This is a genomic window from Streptomyces luteogriseus (assembly GCF_014205055.1).
Lineage (GTDB): Bacteria > Actinomycetota > Actinomycetes > Streptomycetales > Streptomycetaceae > Streptomyces > Streptomyces luteogriseus.
This window is the reverse complement of sequence record NZ_JACHMS010000001.1, coordinates 2,951,226-2,967,925: the sequence shown is the minus strand read 5'-3', so window position 1 is coordinate 2,967,925 and position 16,700 is coordinate 2,951,226. Positions and strand designations below refer to the sequence as shown.

Here is a 16,700-nt window from a genome sequence, read left to right as displayed (position 1 = left end):
GACGTCCCTTGTGAAGAACCGCCCACCGGGGCGGTGAGAGCCGAAGGAGCGGACTGATGAAGTACCTGGTCATGGTGCAGGGCACACAGGCGGACTACGAAGCCATGCGCGGCACGGCGTCGGCGAACTCCCCGGCCTGGAGCGAGGAGGAGCTGAAGACCATGTTCGCGTACATGGGCGCCATCAACGACGACCTGTCCGAGAGCGGCGAGCTCGTCGACGGGCAGGGCCTGGCCGAGCCGGCTCAGACCCGGCACGTCACCCTCGGTGACGGCGGCAAGGCCGTGATCACCGACGGGCCGTACGGCGAGACCAAGGAGCTGCTGGCCGGCTACTGGGTCCTGGAGTGCGAGAGCCTGGAACGGGTCACCGAGATCGCCGAACGCGTCGCCCGCTGCCCCCAGCCGGCCGGCGCGCCCGACCATCCGGTCGTGATCCGCCCGATCATGGACGGCTCCGGCGACATCTGACGGACCGGTCGACGCCGACGGACACACTGGTGCGAAGCACACCGGAGATCGAGGACCTGCTGCGCGGCAACGCGCCGCAGGTCCTCGGTGCGCTGGTCAGGCGGTACGGGCACTTCGACGCCGCCGAGGACGCCGTACAGGAGGCGCTGCTCGCGGCCGCCGGGCAGTGGCCCGAAGCGGGCGTGCCCCGCAATCCGCGCGGCTGGCTGATCAAGGTCGCCTCGCGGCGGCTCACCGATGCCCTGCGCAGCGATCAGGCCCGGCGGCAGCGCGAGGAGCGGGCGGCCGCGCTCACGCCCCGGGACGCCTTCACGGCGCCGCCGCCCGGGGAGCGGGCACCCCGGGAGGACGACACGCTCTCGCTGCTGTTCCTGTGCTGCCACCCGGACCTGTCGCCGCCCGCGCAGATCGCGCTCACGCTGCGCGCCGTGGGCGGTCTGACCACGGCGGAGATCGCCCGGGCCTGCCTCGTTCCGGAGGCGACCATGGCGCAGCGCGTCAGCCGGGCCAAGCAGAAGGTGCGGGGCGTGCGCTTCGGCCGCCCGGACCGCTGGGAAGAACGGCTTCCGTCCGTCCTGCAGACCCTCTACCTGATCTTCAACGAGGGCTACACGGCCACCTCCGGCGCCGCTCTGCAACGCCGCGACCTCGCGGGCGAGGCCGTGCGGCTGACCCGCACGGTCCACCGGCTGCTGCCCGGCGACTGCGAGGTGACCGGTCTGCTCGCGCTGATGCTGCTCACCGACGCCCGGCGCGAGGCGCGCAGCGGTCCGCACGGCGAGCTCATCCCCCTCGACGAGCAGGACCGCGACCGCTGGGACCATGCCGCCATCGAGGAGGGCGTCGCGCTCATCACCCGGGCCCTGTCCCGGGGCCGGCCGGGGCCGTTCCAGCTGCGGGCCGCGATCGCCGCCGTGCACGACGAGGCGTCCTCGCCCGGGACGACCGACTGGGCCGAGATCCTCGGCCTGTACGACGTCCTCGTCGGCCTGGTCCCCGGCCCGGTCGAACGCCTCAACCGCGCGGTCGCCGTCGCCATGGTCCACGGCCCGCGCGCGGGACTTGCCGAAGTGGACGCCCTGGCCGACGAGTTGAAGGGCCACCGCCTGGAAGCCGTACGAGGCCACCTCCTGGAGCGCGCGGGCGAGCCCGAAGCCGCCCGGGCCGCCTACGATTCGGCCGCCTCGCAGACCCTCAGCCTGCCCGAGCAGCGCTATCTCCGGGCCAGGGCGGCGCGGTTGAGCGACTAGCGTGTGAGACATGGGCAGACCGGGGGAGCGGCGTCGCAGGGTGTGGCGCCTGGTGGTGATCGTGTGGGTGCTGGTCGTGGCCGTCGCCGGCGGGCTGACCCTGTGGATGCAGGACTCGACGGAGCCTCGGGGGCCGTATGTCTGGGAGGAGACGAATCCCGACGAGCCACCGGACCTGCCGCCCTGCCCGACGCCCGAGGAGGCCGGGGCCGTCGCCTGCGCGTACGCCGACCTGCACTAGCCGCGCGGCCCGCCCGTCACCGGGTCCCGGGTCGTCAGGCAGTACATGCCGCCCGCCGGATCACGCATCACCGTCCAGCCGGGGAAGCCGGTCACGAAGGCGGCTCCGAGTTCCTCGTGCCGTGCCCGGGTCGCCGCGACGTCCGCGCAGGCGAGGTCGAGGTGGGCGGTGGCCGGGCGTTCCTCGTTGAGGCGTTGCAGGAGCAGACGGACCGGCAGGCCGGACGGCGGCTCGACCACCTGGAACTCCGCGAGGGAGCCCGGCCGCGACTCCCAGCCGTCGAGCAGCGCGCTCCAGAAAGCGACTTCCCTCCCGAAGGCCGAGGCCGGGACGTCCACGCACACCTGGTCGAGCCGGCTTCCCCGCACCACGCCCGGCCGCGACGACTGCCCGCGCCAGGGGTCCGCGCAGAACACCTGCCCGCCGGGCGAGCGCAGCACGACGAGCGACCCCAGGCCGGCCACGACGCTCGCGCCGAGCCGTACCGCCGTGGCCGCGAACTCCGGTACGTCGTCCACACAGAAGTCGATGTGCGCACCCCCGGAACCCGGGCCGACCGCCTGCACCTTCACGCACGCGTCGGCACCGTCGGGCAGCAGGGTGACGAACTCGTCGTGTTCGCCCCGCAGTTCGGACAGGCGGGTCTTCGTTACGGCCGTCCAGAAGTCACAGGCCGCGCCGAACGTCTCACGCGGGCGGTCGATGAAGGCGTACGTCCATCTGATCCTCATGGAGGTGATCGTAGAGGGGCCGCACCCCCGCCACCTGCGTGAACCTTGACCGGCCCCCGCCACACCGTTCCCCGTCCATCGGCCCGCGCTTGTTTGCATTCAGGAATGGACCACATCACGTTCCTCGTGGCGGTCGTCATCGTCACGGCGCTCGCCTTCGACCTCACCAACGGATTCCACGACACGGCGAACGCGATGGCCACGTCCATCGCCACCGGCGCGCTCACCCCCCGAACGGCGGTCCTGATCAGCGGTGTCCTCAACGTCGTCGGTGCCTTCCTGTCCACCGAGGTCGCCAGGACCATCTCGGAGGGCATCGTGGACGACACCCTCGTCTCCCCGGCCATGATCTTCGCGGGACTGGTCGGCGCGATCCTGTGGAATCTGCTGACCTGGCTGGCCGGTCTGCCCTCGAGTTCCTCGCACGCCCTGTTCGGCGGGCTGATCGGGGCCGTGTGGGTCGGGGCGGGCAGCCAGGGCGTCAACTTCGGGAAGGTCGTGGAGAAGGTGCTCGTGCCCGCGGTGGTCTCGCCGGTCGTCGCCGGTGTCGCCGCGCTGCTCGCCACCTACCTCGCCTACCGGCTCACCGACCGGGCCCGCGAGGACTCCGTCACCAAGGGGTTCCGCATCGGCCAGATCGCATCCGCCTCACTGGTCTCCCTCGCCCACGGCACGAACGACGCGCAGAAGACCATGGGTGTCATCACCCTCACCCTGATCTCGGCCGGCGCGCTCGGTCACCACGCCGGCCCGCCGCTGTGGGTCATCGCGTCCGCGGGCCTCGCCATCGGCCTGGGCACCTATCTGGGCGGCTGGCGGATCATCCGCACCATGGGCAAGGGCCTCACCGAGATCCAGTCGCCGCAGGGCTTCGCCGCCGAGACCGCCGCGACGGCGGTCATCCTGACCTCCTCCCACCTCGGATTCCCCCTGTCCACCACGCAGGTGGCCTCGGGCAGCATCCTCGGCGCGGGGCTCGGCCGCCGGCCGGCGGAGGTCCGCTGGGGCGTCGCGGCCAGGATGGCGGTCGCCTGGACGGTCACCCTGCCCGCCGCCGCGCTGGTCGGGAGTCTGGCAGCCGCGGTCGTGCAGAACGGCGGGGACCTCGGCACGGCGGTCGTCGCGCTGGTCGGCGCGGTCCTCGCGGCGGGCATGGTGGTCGTCTCGCGCCGCAACCCGGTGCACGCGCACAACGTCAACGACGCGCACGAGGCCGGCATTCGCACCGAGCCGCCGGCCAAGGTCGGCACGGCCGCCTGAACGACGGGAGCAGGACGTGCATCCGGACGGGAGTGCACTCGGCGATTCATCTGATCGTCGCTCGGTTCCACTGACAGCGCGCACGACGAGGGGGCCCGACCGGTTCTCGGTCGGGCCCCCTCGCCGTACGAAGGCGATCAGGCCTTCTTGGTCTCCCAGAAGATCTTGTCGATCTGGGCGATGTAGTCCAGCGCCTTCTGGCCGGTGGCCGGGTCGGTCGAGCCCTTGGCGGCCGAGAGGGCCTTCAGGGTGTCGTTGACCAGCTGGTGCAGCTCCGGGTACTTCTCGAAGTGCGGGGGCTTGAAGTAGTCGCTCCAGAGCACCGAGACGTGGTGCTTCGCGAGCTCGGCACGCTGCTCCTTGATGACGGTGGCGCGCGCCTGGAAGTGCGGGTCGTCGTTGGCGGCCATCTTCTCCTGCACGGCCTTCACCGACTCCGCCTCGATGCGGGCCTGGGCGGGGTCGTACACACCGCAGGGAAGGTCGCAGTGCGCACTGACCTTGACCTTGGGGGCAAACAGGCGGGAAAGCATGGAGCATTCCTTCCTCGTGATCGTCTTCTCACAGGGGACATTACTCCGTGAGGGACGGCTTTTCGCGGGTGCCCCCATGGGCTTAGGACAAAAGTCCGGGGCGAGACTGAGACTGGTGGACGAAGAACCGGGGAGGTGCCGGGTGATGCCGGAGCTGTCGCAGGAGTCCGAGCGGGGGAGGCCGGCCCCGCCCTTCGGGGTGGCCGAGGTGACCGGGCCGTCCATGGTGCCCACGCTGTACCACGGCGACCGGCTCCTGGTGCACTACGGGGCGCGGGTCAGGCCCGGTGACGTCGTCGTGCTGCGGCACCCCTTCCAGCAGGACCTGCTGGTCGTCAAGCGGGTCGCCCAGCGGCGCGAGAGCGGCTGGTGGGTGCTCGGGGACAACGCGTACGCCGGCGGCGACAGCACCGACTACGGCGTCGTGCCCGACGACCTGGTGCTGGGGCGGGTCCGGTTCCGCTACCGGCCGCGCAGGTCGGACCGGAGGTCGCCCTGGGCGCTGCTCGGCTGGGCGCTGTCGGCGGCGAGGCCCGTCTTCTCGGGCAGGTCGGGCCGGGCGGCCTCCAGGCGTTTGCGGGCGCGGTAGGCCGCCACGTTGGCGCGGGTCGCGCAGCGGTCGGAGCAGTAGCGCCGGGAGCGGTTGGTGGAGGTGTCGAGGTAGGCGTTGCGGCAGGGCGCCGCCTCGCACAGGCCGAGGCGGTCCGCGCCGTGCTCGGTCAGGTGGAACGCCAGGCCCATCGCCGCGATCGCCGCGTAGCCCGCGGTGGCGTTCGACGGGTGGTCCGCCAGGTGCATGTGCCACAGGGGGCGGCCGTCGTCGTCGCGGAAGTCGTGCCCCGAGATCTGCGGGCTCACCGGGAACTCCAGCAGCAGCGAGTTCAGAAGGTCGACGGCGAGCCTCTCGTCGCCCGAGTCGGCCGCCTCGAAGACCGCGCGCAGCCGGGCCCGGACCGAGCGGAAGCGGGTCACGTCCGCGTCGGTGGCGCGGCGGGCGGCCGACTGGCTGGGCCCGAACAGATCGCGGACGGCCTCGACCGACGTCAGAGCGTCCTTGCCCCGGGCCGGTTCCTCGGTGTTGACGAGGCGCACGGCGTAGTCCGAGTAATAGGCCAGTTCCACTTGTAGTCCTTACGGTGGGGCTTTATCGTCGAGGGTGCGCACGTGTAACAGCTGATGGTGCTTCCAGGGTATTACGAGGGAGGGGCTCGATGACGGACGCCGGCATCACCGCGGTCACCGCCGACTGGCACGCCTGGCAGGAGAGCTGGGACCGGCAGCAGGAGTGGTACCTGCCCGACCGCGAGGAGCGGTTCCGGATCATGCTCGACATGGTCGAGGCCCTTGTGGGCACCGCTCCTCGCGTCCTCGACCTCGCCTGCGGCACGGGCAGCATCACCGCCCGGCTGCTCGACCGCTTCCCGGGGGCCACCAGCACCGGCGTCGACCTCGACCCGGCGCTCCTCGCCATCGCCGAGGGCACCTTCGCGGGCGACGACCGGGTCCGTCTCGTCACCGCAGACCTCAAGGACCCGGACTGGCCGGCGAAGCTGCCGTACGACTCGTACGACGCCGTCCTGACCGCGACGGCCCTGCACTGGCTGCACCGGGAACCCCTCGCGGACCTCTACGGCCTGGTCGCGGGACTCGTCCGCGCCGGCGGTGTCTTCATGAACGCGGACCACATGATCGACGAGACGACGCCCCGGATCAACGCGGCGGAGCGGGCGCAGCGGCACGCCCGCATGGATCAGGCCAAGCGGGACGGCATCCTCGACTGGGCCGAGTGGTGGCGGCTCGCGGCGAAGGACCCCGTTCTCGCCGAGCCCACGGCCCGGCGCCACGAGATCTACGGCGAGCACGCGGAGGGCGACACGCCCTCGGCCCGGTGGCACGCGCGCGTGCTGCGTGAGAAGGGGTTCGGCGAGGCCAGGCCCGTGTGGTGCTCGCCCTCGGACACCCTGCTGCTGGCCGTGAAGTAGCGCGCGCGAAGGGGGCGGTACGGAGATCCCGTACCGCCCCCTCGCCGTGTCCGCCGTCAGAGCACCTTGGACAGGAACGACTTCGTCCGCTCGTGCTGCGGGTTCGTCAGCACCTCGCGCGGGTGGCCGGATTCGACCACCACACCGCCGTCCATAAAGACCAGGCTGTCGCCCACCTCGCGGGCGAAGCCCATCTCGTGGGTGACGACGATCATCGTCATGCCGGACTCGGCCAGGTCGCGCATGACGTCCAGGACGTCACCCACCAGCTCCGGGTCCAGCGCCGAGGTCGGCTCGTCGAACAGCATCAGCTTCGGGTCCATGGCGAGGGCCCGGGCGATGGCGACGCGCTGCTGCTGACCGCCGGAGAGCTGGGAGGGGTAGCTGCCCGCCTTGTCGGCCAGGCCCACCCGGTCCAGCAGTTCCAGGGCGCGCTCGCGGGCCTTGCCCCTGCTCACGCCCTTGACCTGGACCGGCGCCTCCATGACGTTCTCCACGGACGTCATGTGCGGGAACAGGTTGAAGCGCTGGAAGACCATGCCGATGTCCCGGCGCTTGACCGCGACCTCGCTGTCCTTCAGCTCGTAGAGCTTGTCGCCCTTCTGCCGGTAGCCGACCAGATCGCCGTCGACGTACAGGCGGCCGGCGTTGATCTTCTCCAGGTGGTTGATGCACCGGAGGAAGGTGGACTTGCCGGAGCCGGAGGGACCGATGAGGCAGAACACCTCGCCGGACTTCACCTCCAGGTCGATGCCCTTGAGGACTTCTACGGGGCCGAAGGACTTGTGGACGCCCTCGGCCTTGACCATGGCGGTCATGCGGTGCCTCCCGTCGACGCCGAGCGGTTGGACAGGGACAGCACGTTCGCCTTGATCTTCTGGAACGGCGTGGCCGGCAGCGACCGGCTCGAACCACGCGCGTAGTACCGCTCCAGGTAGTACTGGCCGATGCTGAAGATCGACGTCATGAGCAGGTACCAGGCCGCCGCCAGGAACAGCATCTCGGCGGGGGCGCCGGAGGTCTGGCCGATGTCCTGAGCGGCGCGCAGCAGCTCGGGATACTGGACGACCGAGACCAGCGAGGTCGTCTTCAGCATGTTGATGACCTCGTTGCCCGTCGGCGGCACGATCACGCGCATCGCCTGCGGGATGACGATCCGGCGCAGCGTCTTGGCGTGGCTCATGCCCAGCGCGTGCGACGCCTCGGTCTGGCCCTCGTCGACCGAGAGCAGACCGGCCCGGCAGATCTCCGCCATGTACGCGGCCTCGTTCAGGCCGAGGCCCAGCAGCGCCGTCAGGAACGGGGTCATGAAGTCCGACCACTCGTCCTTGTAGAACGGCCCGAGGTTGATGTACTCGAAGACCAGGCCCAGGTTGAACCAGACGATCAGCTGCACCAGGACCGGGGTGCCGCGGAAGAACCAGATGTAGAACCACGCGATCGACGAGGTCACCGGGTTCTTCGACAGGCGCATCACGGCGAGCATGACGCCGCCGACGATGCCGATCACCATGGACAGCACGGTCAGCAGGAGCGTTTTGCCGACGCCGTCCAGGATGCGGTCGTCGAAGAAGTAGTCCGGGATCGCGCCCCAGTTGATCTTGCCCTGGGCGAACGCGTACACGACCCCGACCAGCAGGGCGATGGCGACGACGGCGGAGACGTACCGCCCGTAGTGCCGGACCGGGATGGCCTTGATGGCCTCCGGTCCGGCCGGGGGGGTGTCGGCCGGCGTCTTGTCGATGTCAACAGTCACGGGTGTTGCCTTTCAGTGCCGCTGCGCTGCGGTCACTTGCCGCCGTTGATGGTGGCCGCGTCGATCGAGCCGTCCGTGACGCCCCACTTCTTCATGATCTTCTCGTACTCGCCGTTCTTGACGACGGCGTCGAGAGCGGCCTTGAGGGCGTCCCGCAGCTGCGTCTGGTTCTTGGCGACCGCGATGCCGTACGGGGCGGCCTCGACCTGCTCGCCGACCAGCTGGAAGTCCTTGCCGCCACCCGAGGTCTTCACTGCGTACGCGGCGACCGGGAAGTCGGACGAACCGGCGTCGGCACCGCCCGCGCGCAGACGGGTCTGGGCCTGCTGGTCGTTGTCGAAGGCCTCGATGGCGATCTTCTTGCCCGCCGGGCACTTCTTCGACTCGGCCTTGGCGAGGTCCTCGGAGACCGTGCCGCGCTGCAGCACGATCTTCTTGCCGCACAGGTCGGACCAGCTCTTGATGCCCTGGTCGTCGCCCTTCTTGGTGTAGATCGAGACACCGGCGGTGAAGTAGTCCACGAAGTCGACACCCTCGCCGACCTTCTTGCCGGTGTCGGAGTCGATGCCCTCCTGGCGGTCCTTGGTGTCGGTCATCGCGGACATGGCGATGTCGTACCGCTTGGAGCGCAGACCCGTGATCAGCGTGTCGAAGGTGCCGTTCTCGAACTGGAAGTCGACCCCGAGCTGCTTGCCCATGGCGGCGGCGAGATCCGGGTCGATGCCGACGACCTTGCCGGAGCTGTCCTTGAACTCGACCGGGGCGTAGGCGATGTCGGAGCCGACCTTGATGACGCCCTTGTCACGGATGGCCTGCGGCAGCTTGTCGGCGAGCGGGGCGGAGGCCGCGGTGTCGCTCGAGCCGGTGTCCTTGGTCTGGTCACCGCATCCGGTGAGCATCAGCGCGCCTGCGACCGCGATCGCACCGACCGCTGCTAGCCGGGAGTGCGCGGCGGTCGTACGACGGGTGGAGCTTGCGGTCATGGTGGGTTCCTCCGGCGGATGGGTGGAGTTGCCGATGGGGCGGGCCGCCACCGATGGGTTCGGTACGGCCGTGGCACGCCGAAGGGCTCGGCAGTGCCGTGGGTCGACGAGAGCACACCTCTTCGAGTGTCGCGACCTCGTGTGATTACGGCATCTTGCCATTCGGACTGCGCGATTCTGGGGGCCAGCCATGTCAAAATCGGATAACGGGCGACCCCCGAACCGCACCACTCCGGTACATCACGGCCGGACCTTCTATGGGAATCAACCCTTCCGGCCGAAAGATCTTCGGTATATCCCGGGATTTCGATACGGGGACCGCGGCTTTTGCTAAAAGTTGAGTGGTTGTAGCTGGTTTGTCCAGGTCTTGTCCCGATTTTGGACGAAGAGTCAGGGCGCTGTCATGTGACCTTCGCGTTATGGACTCGTCCCCGATGCCGTCCGTCCGGTAAGAAGGGTCCTTACACCCCTCATCCGGGGCTCAGGGCGCGTGTGCGGCGCGCCCGTCGCGTACGCGCCCGTACGTATACACGTACAAGCACGACATGGGCCTACGCGGTGCCCGCCCACCCCTCACCAGGAGTGGCCACCCTCAAAACAATGAAGATTTAAGGGGTAAAACGAAGTGGCAGCGGAGATCGTCAATCCTCGCAGCGAGAGCAAGACCGGAGATACGGAGCACGAGGGCAGTGCGGAGCCCCTCGACTCCTTCGACCCGGCATTCGCGTTGCACCGCGGCGGCAAGATGGCTGTGCAGGCCACCGTGCCGGTCCGTGACAAGGACGACCTGTCCCTGGCGTACACGCCCGGCGTCGCGAAGGTGTGCAGCGCGATCGCGGAGCAGCCGGAGCTCGTGCACGACTACACGTGGAAGTCGTCGGTCGTGGCCGTCGTGACGGACGGTACGGCCGTGCTGGGGCTCGGTGACATCGGGCCCGAGGCCTCCCTCCCGGTGATGGAGGGCAAGGCGATTCTGTTCAAGCAGTTCGGTGGCGTGGACGCGGTTCCGATCGCCCTGAACTGCACGGACGTCGACGAGATCGTCGAGACCGTGGTGCGGCTCGCGCCCTCGTTCGGCGGCGTCAACCTGGAGGACATCTCGGCACCCCGGTGCTTCGAGGTCGAGCGGAAGCTCCAGGAGCGGCTGGACATCCCGGTCTTCCACGACGACCAGCACGGCACGGCCGTGGTGACGCTGGCCGCCCTGCGGAACGCCGCGCGGCTGAGCGGGCGGGCGCTGGGGGAGCTGCGGGCCGTCATCTCCGGCGCCGGTGCGGCGGGTGTCGCCATCGCCAAGATGCTGGTCGAGGCCGGGATCGGGGATGTCGCGGTGGCCGACCGCAAGGGTGTCGTGTCGGCGGACCGGGACGACCTCACGCCGGTGAAGGAGGAGCTGGCCGGGTTCACGAACAAGGCCGGGATCACCGGGTCGCTGGAAGCGGCGCTGGACGGGGCCGATGTGTTCATCGGCGTCTCGGGTGGCACGGTCGCGGAGTCCGCGGTGGCGACGATGGCCAAGGGCGCGTTCGTCTTCGCCATGGCGAACCCGAACCCCGAGGTGCATCCCGAGGTCGCGCACAAGTACGCGGCTGTCGTCGCGACCGGGCGGTCTGACTTCCCGAACCAGATCAACAACGTGCTGGCGTTCCCGGGGATCTTCGCGGGGGCGTTGCAGGTGCGGGCCTCCCGGATCACCGAGGGGATGAAGCTGGCCGCCGCGGAGGCGCTGGCCGCTGTGGTCGGGGACGATCTCGCCGCCGACTACGTCATTCCGTCGCCGTTCGACGAGCGGGTCGCGCCGGCGGTCACGGCCGCGGTGGCGGCGGCCGCTCGGGCCGAGGGTGTGGCGCGGCGCTGAGGCCGACCTGACGTTGATGTGAGGTGGCCCCGTCCGGGATCGGGCGGGGCCACATCTTTGCGTTTGGGTGGGGCTGTTCGGGTGGCGCGTCTGCCTGCGGCGGGCTGTGGGGTGCGCGTCCGTCTCGCCTGACCGTGGGGTGGGGGTCGGGGCCGCGCCGGGGGGTGTCCGTCCTCGGAACGGCGCGATGGACCCCCATACCGACTGACTGGCGTTGACGCGCCAACCGCTGCGGGCGGACACCCCCCGACACGGCCCCTTCTCGCCGTACGCGGGGGCGGGCGCGTCCGGCTTCGCGTCGTAGGCGGCGGCCCCAGCAACACCGGTGCCCACCTGGCAAGAGGGCGTGTCTCACAGGGGCGGATGGTTCCTTCGGTCCCTCGGGGAACCTATCGTCAAGGTCATGTTCGCTGTCTACGCCGCCCGAATCGACCGCGACCAGCCGCTGTCCGGCCTGGAGTTGGGAGAGCGTCCTGCTCCCGAGGCCCGTCCCGGCTGGAGCACCGTCACGGTCAAGGCCGCCTCCCTCAACCACCACGACCTCTGGTCCCTGCGTGGCGTGGGCCTCGCAGAGGACAAGCTGCCGATGATCCTCGGCTGTGACGCCGCCGGCGTCGACGAGGACGGCAATGAAGTCGTCCTGCACTCCGTGATCGGACAGAGCGGACACGGGGTCGGCCCGAAGGAACCCCGTTCCATCCTGACCGAGCGCTACCAGGGCACCTTCGCCGAGCAGGTCGCCGTGCCGACCTGGAACATCCTGCCCAAGCCCAAGGAGCTTTCCTTCGCGGAGGCCGCCTGTCTGCCGACGGCGTGGCTGACCGCGTACCGGATGCTGTTCACCAACGCGGGGGTGCGGCCCGGGGACTCCGTGCTGGTGCAGGGCGCCGGTGGTGGTGTCGCCACGGCGGCGATCGTGCTCGGGAAGGCCGCGGGGCTCCGGGTCTTCGCCACCAGCCGGGACGAGGCCAAGCGGAAGCGGGCCCTGGAGCTGGGGGCCGTGGAGGCGCTGGAGTCCGGGGCGCGGTTGCCTCAGCGGGTCGACGCCGTGATCGAGACTGTCGGGGCCGCCACCTGGTCGCATTCCGTGAAGTCGCTGAAGCCCGGCGGCACGCTGGTCATCTCCGGTGCCACCAGCGGCGACCGGCCCTCGCACGCGGAGCTGACCCGGATCTTCTTCCTCGAGCTCAAGGTCGTCGGATCCACGATGGGCACCAAGGACGAGCTGGAGGACCTGCTTTCGTTCTGTGCCGCCACCGGGGTGCGGCCCGTCATCGACGAGGTCATGCCGATGGACCGGGCACGCGAGGGCTTCGAGCGGCTGGCCTCCGGTGAGCAGTTCGGGAAGGTCGTGCTGACGAATCCCTGAGCTTGCTCGAGGTGCGTTGACGGTCGGTCCGGGATGGGTCGGCCGTTTTCGTTTGTCAACTATGGTTGACGGATGTCATTTGTCAACGTAGGTTGACTTCATGACCGAAGCGACCGATCTGGCCGAGCGTGCGGGTGACCGTGATCCACGGGTCGGCCTGCGGGCCGTCGCCGCGCTGCGTCGGCTGCTGGAGCAGCTGGAAGCCGTCCAGGTGCGCAATGCGCGCAACCAGGGCTGGTCGTGGCAGGAGATCGCCACCGAACTCGGTGTGAGCAGGCAGGCCGTGCACAAGAAGTACGGGAGGCATTGATGTTCGAGCGGTTCACGAAAGACGCCAGGGACGTGGTCAAGGGCGCCTACACGCATGTGGAGGGGAGTGGTGAGGGCGGGCAGTGTGTGGAGCCGGAACATCTGCTGCTGGCGCTGCTCGACCGGGAGGGCGGTCGGGGGCCCTTCGCGCTCGCTGCTCTCGGGCTCGATGAGCGGCGGGAGTCCGTGCGGGAGGCGCTGCGTGACGCGCGGCGGCGGGCCGGGCTGACGCAGGCCGAGACCGACGCGCTGGCCGGGTTGGGGATCGATGTGGGGGAGATCGTCGCCCGGGTGGAGGAGGCGCACGGGGTCGGCGCTCTGGCGGGCGACCGGAAGGGCAAGGGGCGGTGGTCGGGGCGGGTCACCTTCGGCCGGGGCGCCAAGGAGGTCTTGGAGCGCTCACTGAGGGTCGCTCTCGCCCAGCGGGACCGGCACATCGGGGACGAGCACCTCCTGCTGGCCCTGACCTTGCGCCCCGGCGTGCCGGCCGAGGTCCTCGCCGACCACGGGGTGACGTACGAGTCCCTGGTGCGGGTGCTGTACGGCAGTGGTGGCGAGGCCAAGGCCGGCTGAAGGGCAGGTCGGGGCAGGGCCAGGGCTCCGGGTGGGCGTCTACTGCTTCTGCGTCCGCAGGAGGGCTCCTATCCGGGCCGCCGCCGTCGACAGGTGGTGGCGGGCGTCACGCAGCTGGTCGGGGGTGACGCCGTGGTCGCGGGCCGCGTCGCGGATGTCGTCCCGGAAGCGGTCGAGCAGGCGGTCCAGGTCGCGGGCCGGGTCGCCGGTGGAGTCCGCGGCGTCCTCGTGGGCCCAGGCGGGTTCGTAGGCGGCCGGGAAGTCCTCCGGGGGCTGTGGCTGTGAGGGTGTCGGCTCCGCGGTGGGCTTGCCGGTGCTCGTGCCGGTGCCGGTGCCGGTCCAGTCGAAGCCGAAGTCTTTGCCGAAGTCCTTGCCGTAGTCCTTTCCGAACTCGCCCACCTCCTTGACCAGTTCGCTCAAGCCCTCGCGCAGGCCCGTCGGCCAGTCGCCCCGGGCGAAGTGGTCCTGCACCTGCTCCTGGACGCGGCGGGTGATGCGCTGCACCTGCTCCTGGGCCTGAACCCGGGCCTGTTCCTGGGCCTCCTTCGCCTGGCGGCGGGCGCGCTGGGCGTCCTCGCGGGCGCGGCGGCTCTCATCCTTGGCGCGCCGGGCCTGCTCCTTCCACTCCTGGCGGGCGCGGCGCATCTCCTCCTTGGCGATGCGCCAGGCCTCCTTGTCGCCGTACGGCGAGGAGTCGCCGTATCGGGCGCCTGTCGTGCCGTCGGTCCTGGCGCCGGTGTCCTGGCGGGCCTCGGTCGCCGCCGCGCGCATCTCGCGGCGCAGGTCGCCGGCGGCTCCACGCACGTCGGCCTGGATCTCCGCGGCCAGTTCCGCGACCGACTCCCGGATCTCCAGCTCCAGGTCGACCAGCTCGCCGCTGCGGTCGGCCAGCTCGGCGCGGCCCGCGTCCGTGATCGAGTAGACCTTGCGGCCGCCCTCGGTGGTGTGGGTGACCAGGCCCTCGGCCTCCAGCTTGGCCAGGCGCGGGTAGACCGTGCCCGCCGATGGTGCGTACAGCCCCTGGAAGCGCTCCTCGAGGAGGCGGATCACCTCGTAGCCGTGGCGGGGGGCCTCGTCCAGCAGCTTCAGCAGGTAGAGGCGGAGGCGGCCGTGGGCGAAGACGGGAGGCATGTCAGAGCACCTTCTTGTCGGTCGTGCCGTCGGCCGGGACGGTGGTGGGGTCATCGCCCGGGCCGGAGACGGAATTGTCTCCCGAGCCGTCCTGGGTGCCGCGCCCCGGGGCTGCCGCCGCGCCGCCGGCGGCGGGCGGGGTCTTCCCCCACTCGTCGTGATCGTCCTCCCCGGCGGGGCGGCGCAGCAGGGCGATCGAGCCGGAGACGGTGGTGGCCCGCAGTTTGCCGGTGCCCGCGCCCAGGCGGCCCGTGATCTTGTGGGCGCCCCACTGGCCGTGCACCCGCAGTCCGTCGAAGGCGTTGGAGACGGAGCCGCTCGCCGTGTTCGCCTCGACCTCCGCGTCCGCCGGGTACGGCAGCCGGATCGCGATCTCGCCCGAGACGCTGGTGAGCCGGACGTCCGTCGGGCCGTTCGGGTCGAGGTCGACGATCATCGAGCCGCTGACCGACTCCGCCCGCACGGAGGGCCCGGAGCCCTCGACCACCGTGAGGTCGCCGGAGACCGAGTTGAACCGCAGCTCGCCGGTCACGTCCTGGGCCTCCAGGCTGCCGGAGACGGTGTCGGCGCGTACCGGGCCCGAGAGTCCCACGAGCGTCGTGTCGCCGGTGACGCCCTTCACCACCGAAGGGCCCTGGATCCCGGAGATCACGGCGGCCGCGCCCACCACGCCCACCTCCACGCGGGTGCCGGCCGGGACGGCCAGGGAGACCACCGCGCTACGGCGCCAGCCCTTGCGGTCCAGCCACTTGAGGAAGCCCTTCCAGGGCAGGTCCTCGTAGGCCACCGTCAGGACGCCGTCCTGCTGGGTCACCACCAGGGGTGGTCCCTCGATCTCGGAGATCTCCAGGCGGGCGGAACCTTCGTCGGTGCCCACCACGTTCACCGTTCCGTTGACGAGACGTACGTGCAGATCGCTCACGGGCTCGTCGAAGGTGAGCTTCCTCGGTTCCGTGACGGACCACTCGGACATGGTGCAGACCTCCCCGATTCGACGCGCCATATCGCGTCCTCTCGTATTCACGATATATCGCGGTCCGGGAAAGTCAAGACACCCGTTCCGGGGAGGTGTGGGGGGATAAAAGTACTCAAAATCTGGCGATTCGACCTAGCGTGTGAGCATGCCGACGGAAGCTGCCCCCACCGGTCCCGCGTCCGGGGCGTTGCTGCTGTGCCGGGCGGCGCCCGCGTCCGTCGCCCCCGTCGCCCACCTGCTGCGCGAACCGATGCGGCTCACGCGCGCGGGCGACGAATGGAGCGTCCTCGTCCCCGAGGGCAGGCCCTGGCGGGACGGCGCCGAGCCCGTCGACCGCGTGGTCACCGGGTGGACCACGGCCCTCGCCGTCGGCGCGCCCTGGCCCGTCCTGGCCTTGTGGTGGGACCCCGGCCACGCGGGATTCACGTTCGCGTCAGGCTTCCGCCGCCCGGTCGGCTTCGAGTGGCTCGCGAGCGGTGTACCGGTCGGGGAGGACGAGGCGATGCGCACGTTCGCCGCCCGCCTGGGTCTCGACCCCGTGCTGGACGTGGAGGCCCTCGACCGGCTGGCCGAACCCGACTCCGCGGCGGACGCCGGCACCCGCCTGCGCGGCCTGCTCGCGGTCCTCGCGCGCGTGGGTGTCTCCCTGCCCGCCGGACTGGCCCCCGGCGCACCCGCCGACCGCCTCTTGGAGGCCGCCGCCGAACGGCCGGACAGCCTGCCCGTCGAGTGGCCGGGCTGGCGTGAGGCGGTCGCGGAACGCGGCACCGTGGACCACAGCCGCCTCGGCCCCTGGATGCCCTGGACGGGCGGCCCCAGGGCCCGCGCCCTGGCCCTGGCGCAGGTGGCGGCGGGCCTGCCGCTCCTGGTGCGGGGCCTGCGGCGGAGGGGTGGCGGCTGGGCCGCGGCCGGAGCCCTGCTCCTCGCGCACGGCGCACTGGGGCTGACCTACGCCCTCACGCACCCCCGCGACTGACACGTCCGGCGCGTGGGCCGGCCGACGGCGACGCGTTCCCCTGCTCGTCGCCACGGGGGACGGCCGACGGACGCGTTCCCTACTCGTCGTCCTCGTCGTCCAGCCGCGCCAGCCACGTGGCAAGCCGCTCCACCGGTACCTCGAAGTCGGGATTGAGATCGACGAACGTCCGTAGCTGCTCGGCGAGCCACTCGAAGGTGACTTCCTCCTCGCCGCGCCGCTTCTCCAGTTCCTCGATGCCACGGTCCGTGAAGTACATGCCCCCAAGGATAAGTGCGCGCAAACGGCCGGGCCGCACCCCC

At 70.8% G+C, this 16,700-nt stretch carries 19 protein-coding genes and 1 pseudogene; 11 read left to right on the top strand and 9 right to left on the bottom strand.

The genetic code is table 11. From position 1 onward, the window contains the following. Positions 1-56: 56 nt before the first annotated feature. The 3 genes from BJ965_RS12605 to BJ965_RS12595 are packed head-to-tail and all read left to right on the top strand — an operon-like array spanning position 57 to position 1,961. Positions 57-470: a YciI family protein gene (locus BJ965_RS12605; RefSeq protein WP_184908729.1), complete on the top strand. Its 414-nt coding sequence runs from the start codon at positions 57-59 to the stop codon at positions 468-470. A 29-nt stretch (positions 471-499) separates the two neighbouring features. After that, the gene (locus BJ965_RS12600) at positions 500-1,720 is read left to right on the top strand and encodes an RNA polymerase sigma factor (RefSeq protein ID WP_184908728.1); all 1,221 of its coding nucleotides are present in this window, start codon (positions 500-502) and stop codon (positions 1,718-1,720) included. Positions 1,721-1,730: 10 nt separating this feature from the next. Further along, positions 1,731-1,961 carry a hypothetical protein gene (locus BJ965_RS12595; protein WP_184908727.1) on the top strand — a complete coding sequence of 77 codons (231 nt, stop codon included), beginning with the start codon at positions 1,731-1,733 and terminating at the stop codon, positions 1,959-1,961. On the opposite strand, the gene BJ965_RS12590 is transcribed toward BJ965_RS12595, so the two are convergent. Next, on the bottom strand, positions 1,958-2,692 hold the full coding sequence (locus BJ965_RS12590) for a VOC family protein (protein WP_184908726.1): 735 nt from the start codon (positions 2,690-2,692) through the stop codon (positions 1,958-1,960). The two genes, BJ965_RS12595 and BJ965_RS12590, sit on opposite strands and share 4 nt — an antisense overlap. Positions 2,693-2,797: 105 nt before the next feature. On the opposite strand from BJ965_RS12590, the gene BJ965_RS12585 reads away from it, so the two are divergent. After that, positions 2,798-3,952, top strand: a complete 1,155-nt coding sequence (locus tag BJ965_RS12585) for an inorganic phosphate transporter (protein WP_184908725.1) — start codon at positions 2,798-2,800, stop codon at positions 3,950-3,952. 137 nt (positions 3,953-4,089) lie between these two features. Here BJ965_RS12585 and sodN read toward each other — a convergent pair whose 3' ends face one another. After that, positions 4,090-4,485, bottom strand: a complete 396-nt coding sequence (gene sodN, locus BJ965_RS12580; RefSeq protein ID WP_031140564.1) for a superoxide dismutase, Ni — start codon at positions 4,483-4,485, stop codon at positions 4,090-4,092. On the opposite strand from sodN, the pseudogene sodX reads away from it, so the two are divergent. Beyond that, positions 4,397-4,882: pseudogene (sodX, locus tag BJ965_RS40425) on the top strand (nickel-type superoxide dismutase maturation protease); the annotation flags it as partial. The gene sodN and the pseudogene sodX overlap by 89 nt on opposite strands. Before the next feature lie 65 nt (positions 4,883-4,947). On the opposite strand, the gene BJ965_RS12570 reads toward sodX, so the two are convergent. Next, positions 4,948-5,607: a CGNR zinc finger domain-containing protein gene (locus tag BJ965_RS12570; protein WP_376777916.1), complete on the bottom strand. Its 660-nt coding sequence runs from the start codon at positions 5,605-5,607 to the stop codon at positions 4,948-4,950. 89 nt (positions 5,608-5,696) lie between these two features. Between BJ965_RS12570 and BJ965_RS12565 the strand changes: the two genes are divergently transcribed. After that, complete coding sequence (locus BJ965_RS12565; protein ID WP_184908724.1) at positions 5,697-6,467, top strand: class I SAM-dependent methyltransferase; 771 nt, start codon at positions 5,697-5,699, stop codon at positions 6,465-6,467. 56 nt (positions 6,468-6,523) lie between these two features. Here BJ965_RS12565 and BJ965_RS12560 read toward each other — a convergent pair whose 3' ends face one another. The 3 genes from BJ965_RS12560 to BJ965_RS12550 are packed head-to-tail and all read right to left on the bottom strand — an operon-like array spanning position 6,524 to position 9,206. Then, complete coding sequence (locus tag BJ965_RS12560; RefSeq protein WP_030851712.1) at positions 6,524-7,285, bottom strand: amino acid ABC transporter ATP-binding protein; 762 nt, start codon at positions 7,283-7,285, stop codon at positions 6,524-6,526. Next, entirely contained in the window at positions 7,282-8,223 is a 942-nt protein-coding gene (locus tag BJ965_RS12555) for an amino acid ABC transporter permease (RefSeq protein ID WP_184908723.1), read from the bottom strand. Before BJ965_RS12555 ends, BJ965_RS12560 begins: the two co-directional genes overlap by 4 nt. A 32-nt stretch (positions 8,224-8,255) precedes the next feature. After that, a complete protein-coding gene (locus BJ965_RS12550; protein ID WP_184908722.1) occupies positions 8,256-9,206 on the bottom strand; it encodes an ABC transporter substrate-binding protein in 951 nt (316 codons plus the stop codon). 625 nt (positions 9,207-9,831) lie between these two features. On the opposite strand from BJ965_RS12550, the gene BJ965_RS12545 reads away from it, so the two are divergent. The 4 genes from BJ965_RS12545 to BJ965_RS12530 all read left to right on the top strand — a co-directional run bounded on the left by BJ965_RS12545 (position 9,832) and on the right by BJ965_RS12530 (position 13,315). After that, on the top strand, positions 9,832-11,064 hold the full coding sequence (locus BJ965_RS12545) for an NAD(P)-dependent malic enzyme (RefSeq protein WP_184908721.1): 1,233 nt from the start codon (positions 9,832-9,834) through the stop codon (positions 11,062-11,064). A gap of 403 nt (positions 11,065-11,467) precedes the next feature. Then, positions 11,468-12,433: a zinc-binding dehydrogenase gene (locus BJ965_RS12540; RefSeq protein WP_184908720.1), complete on the top strand. Its 966-nt coding sequence runs from the start codon at positions 11,468-11,470 to the stop codon at positions 12,431-12,433. A 100-nt stretch (positions 12,434-12,533) separates the two neighbouring features. Next, positions 12,534-12,743, top strand: a complete 210-nt coding sequence (locus BJ965_RS12535; protein ID WP_003992902.1) for an HTH domain-containing protein — start codon at positions 12,534-12,536, stop codon at positions 12,741-12,743. Next, entirely contained in the window at positions 12,743-13,315 is a 573-nt protein-coding gene (locus tag BJ965_RS12530) for a Clp protease N-terminal domain-containing protein (RefSeq protein WP_184908719.1), read from the top strand. The genes BJ965_RS12535 and BJ965_RS12530 overlap by 1 nt, the downstream gene beginning before the upstream one ends. A gap of 39 nt (positions 13,316-13,354) precedes the next feature. Here the strand turns inward: BJ965_RS12530 and BJ965_RS12525 are convergent, their stop codons facing one another. Further along, positions 13,355-14,446 carry a helix-turn-helix transcriptional regulator gene (locus BJ965_RS12525; RefSeq protein WP_184908718.1) on the bottom strand — a complete coding sequence of 364 codons (1,092 nt, stop codon included), beginning with the start codon at positions 14,444-14,446 and terminating at the stop codon, positions 13,355-13,357. A gap of 1 nt (position 14,447) precedes the next feature. Continuing rightward, a complete protein-coding gene (locus BJ965_RS12520) occupies positions 14,448-15,419 on the bottom strand; it encodes a DUF4097 family beta strand repeat-containing protein (protein ID WP_184908717.1) in 972 nt (323 codons plus the stop codon). Positions 15,420-15,567: 148 nt separating this feature from the next. Between BJ965_RS12520 and BJ965_RS12515 the strand changes: the two genes are divergently transcribed. Continuing rightward, entirely contained in the window at positions 15,568-16,398 is an 831-nt protein-coding gene (locus BJ965_RS12515) for a hypothetical protein (RefSeq protein WP_184908716.1), read from the top strand. A gap of 79 nt (positions 16,399-16,477) precedes the next feature. Here the strand turns inward: BJ965_RS12515 and BJ965_RS12510 are convergent, their stop codons facing one another. After that, the gene (locus BJ965_RS12510) at positions 16,478-16,657 is read right to left on the bottom strand and encodes a DUF6104 family protein (RefSeq protein ID WP_003992906.1); all 180 of its coding nucleotides are present in this window, start codon (positions 16,655-16,657) and stop codon (positions 16,478-16,480) included. Positions 16,658-16,700: the final 43 nt, after the last annotated feature.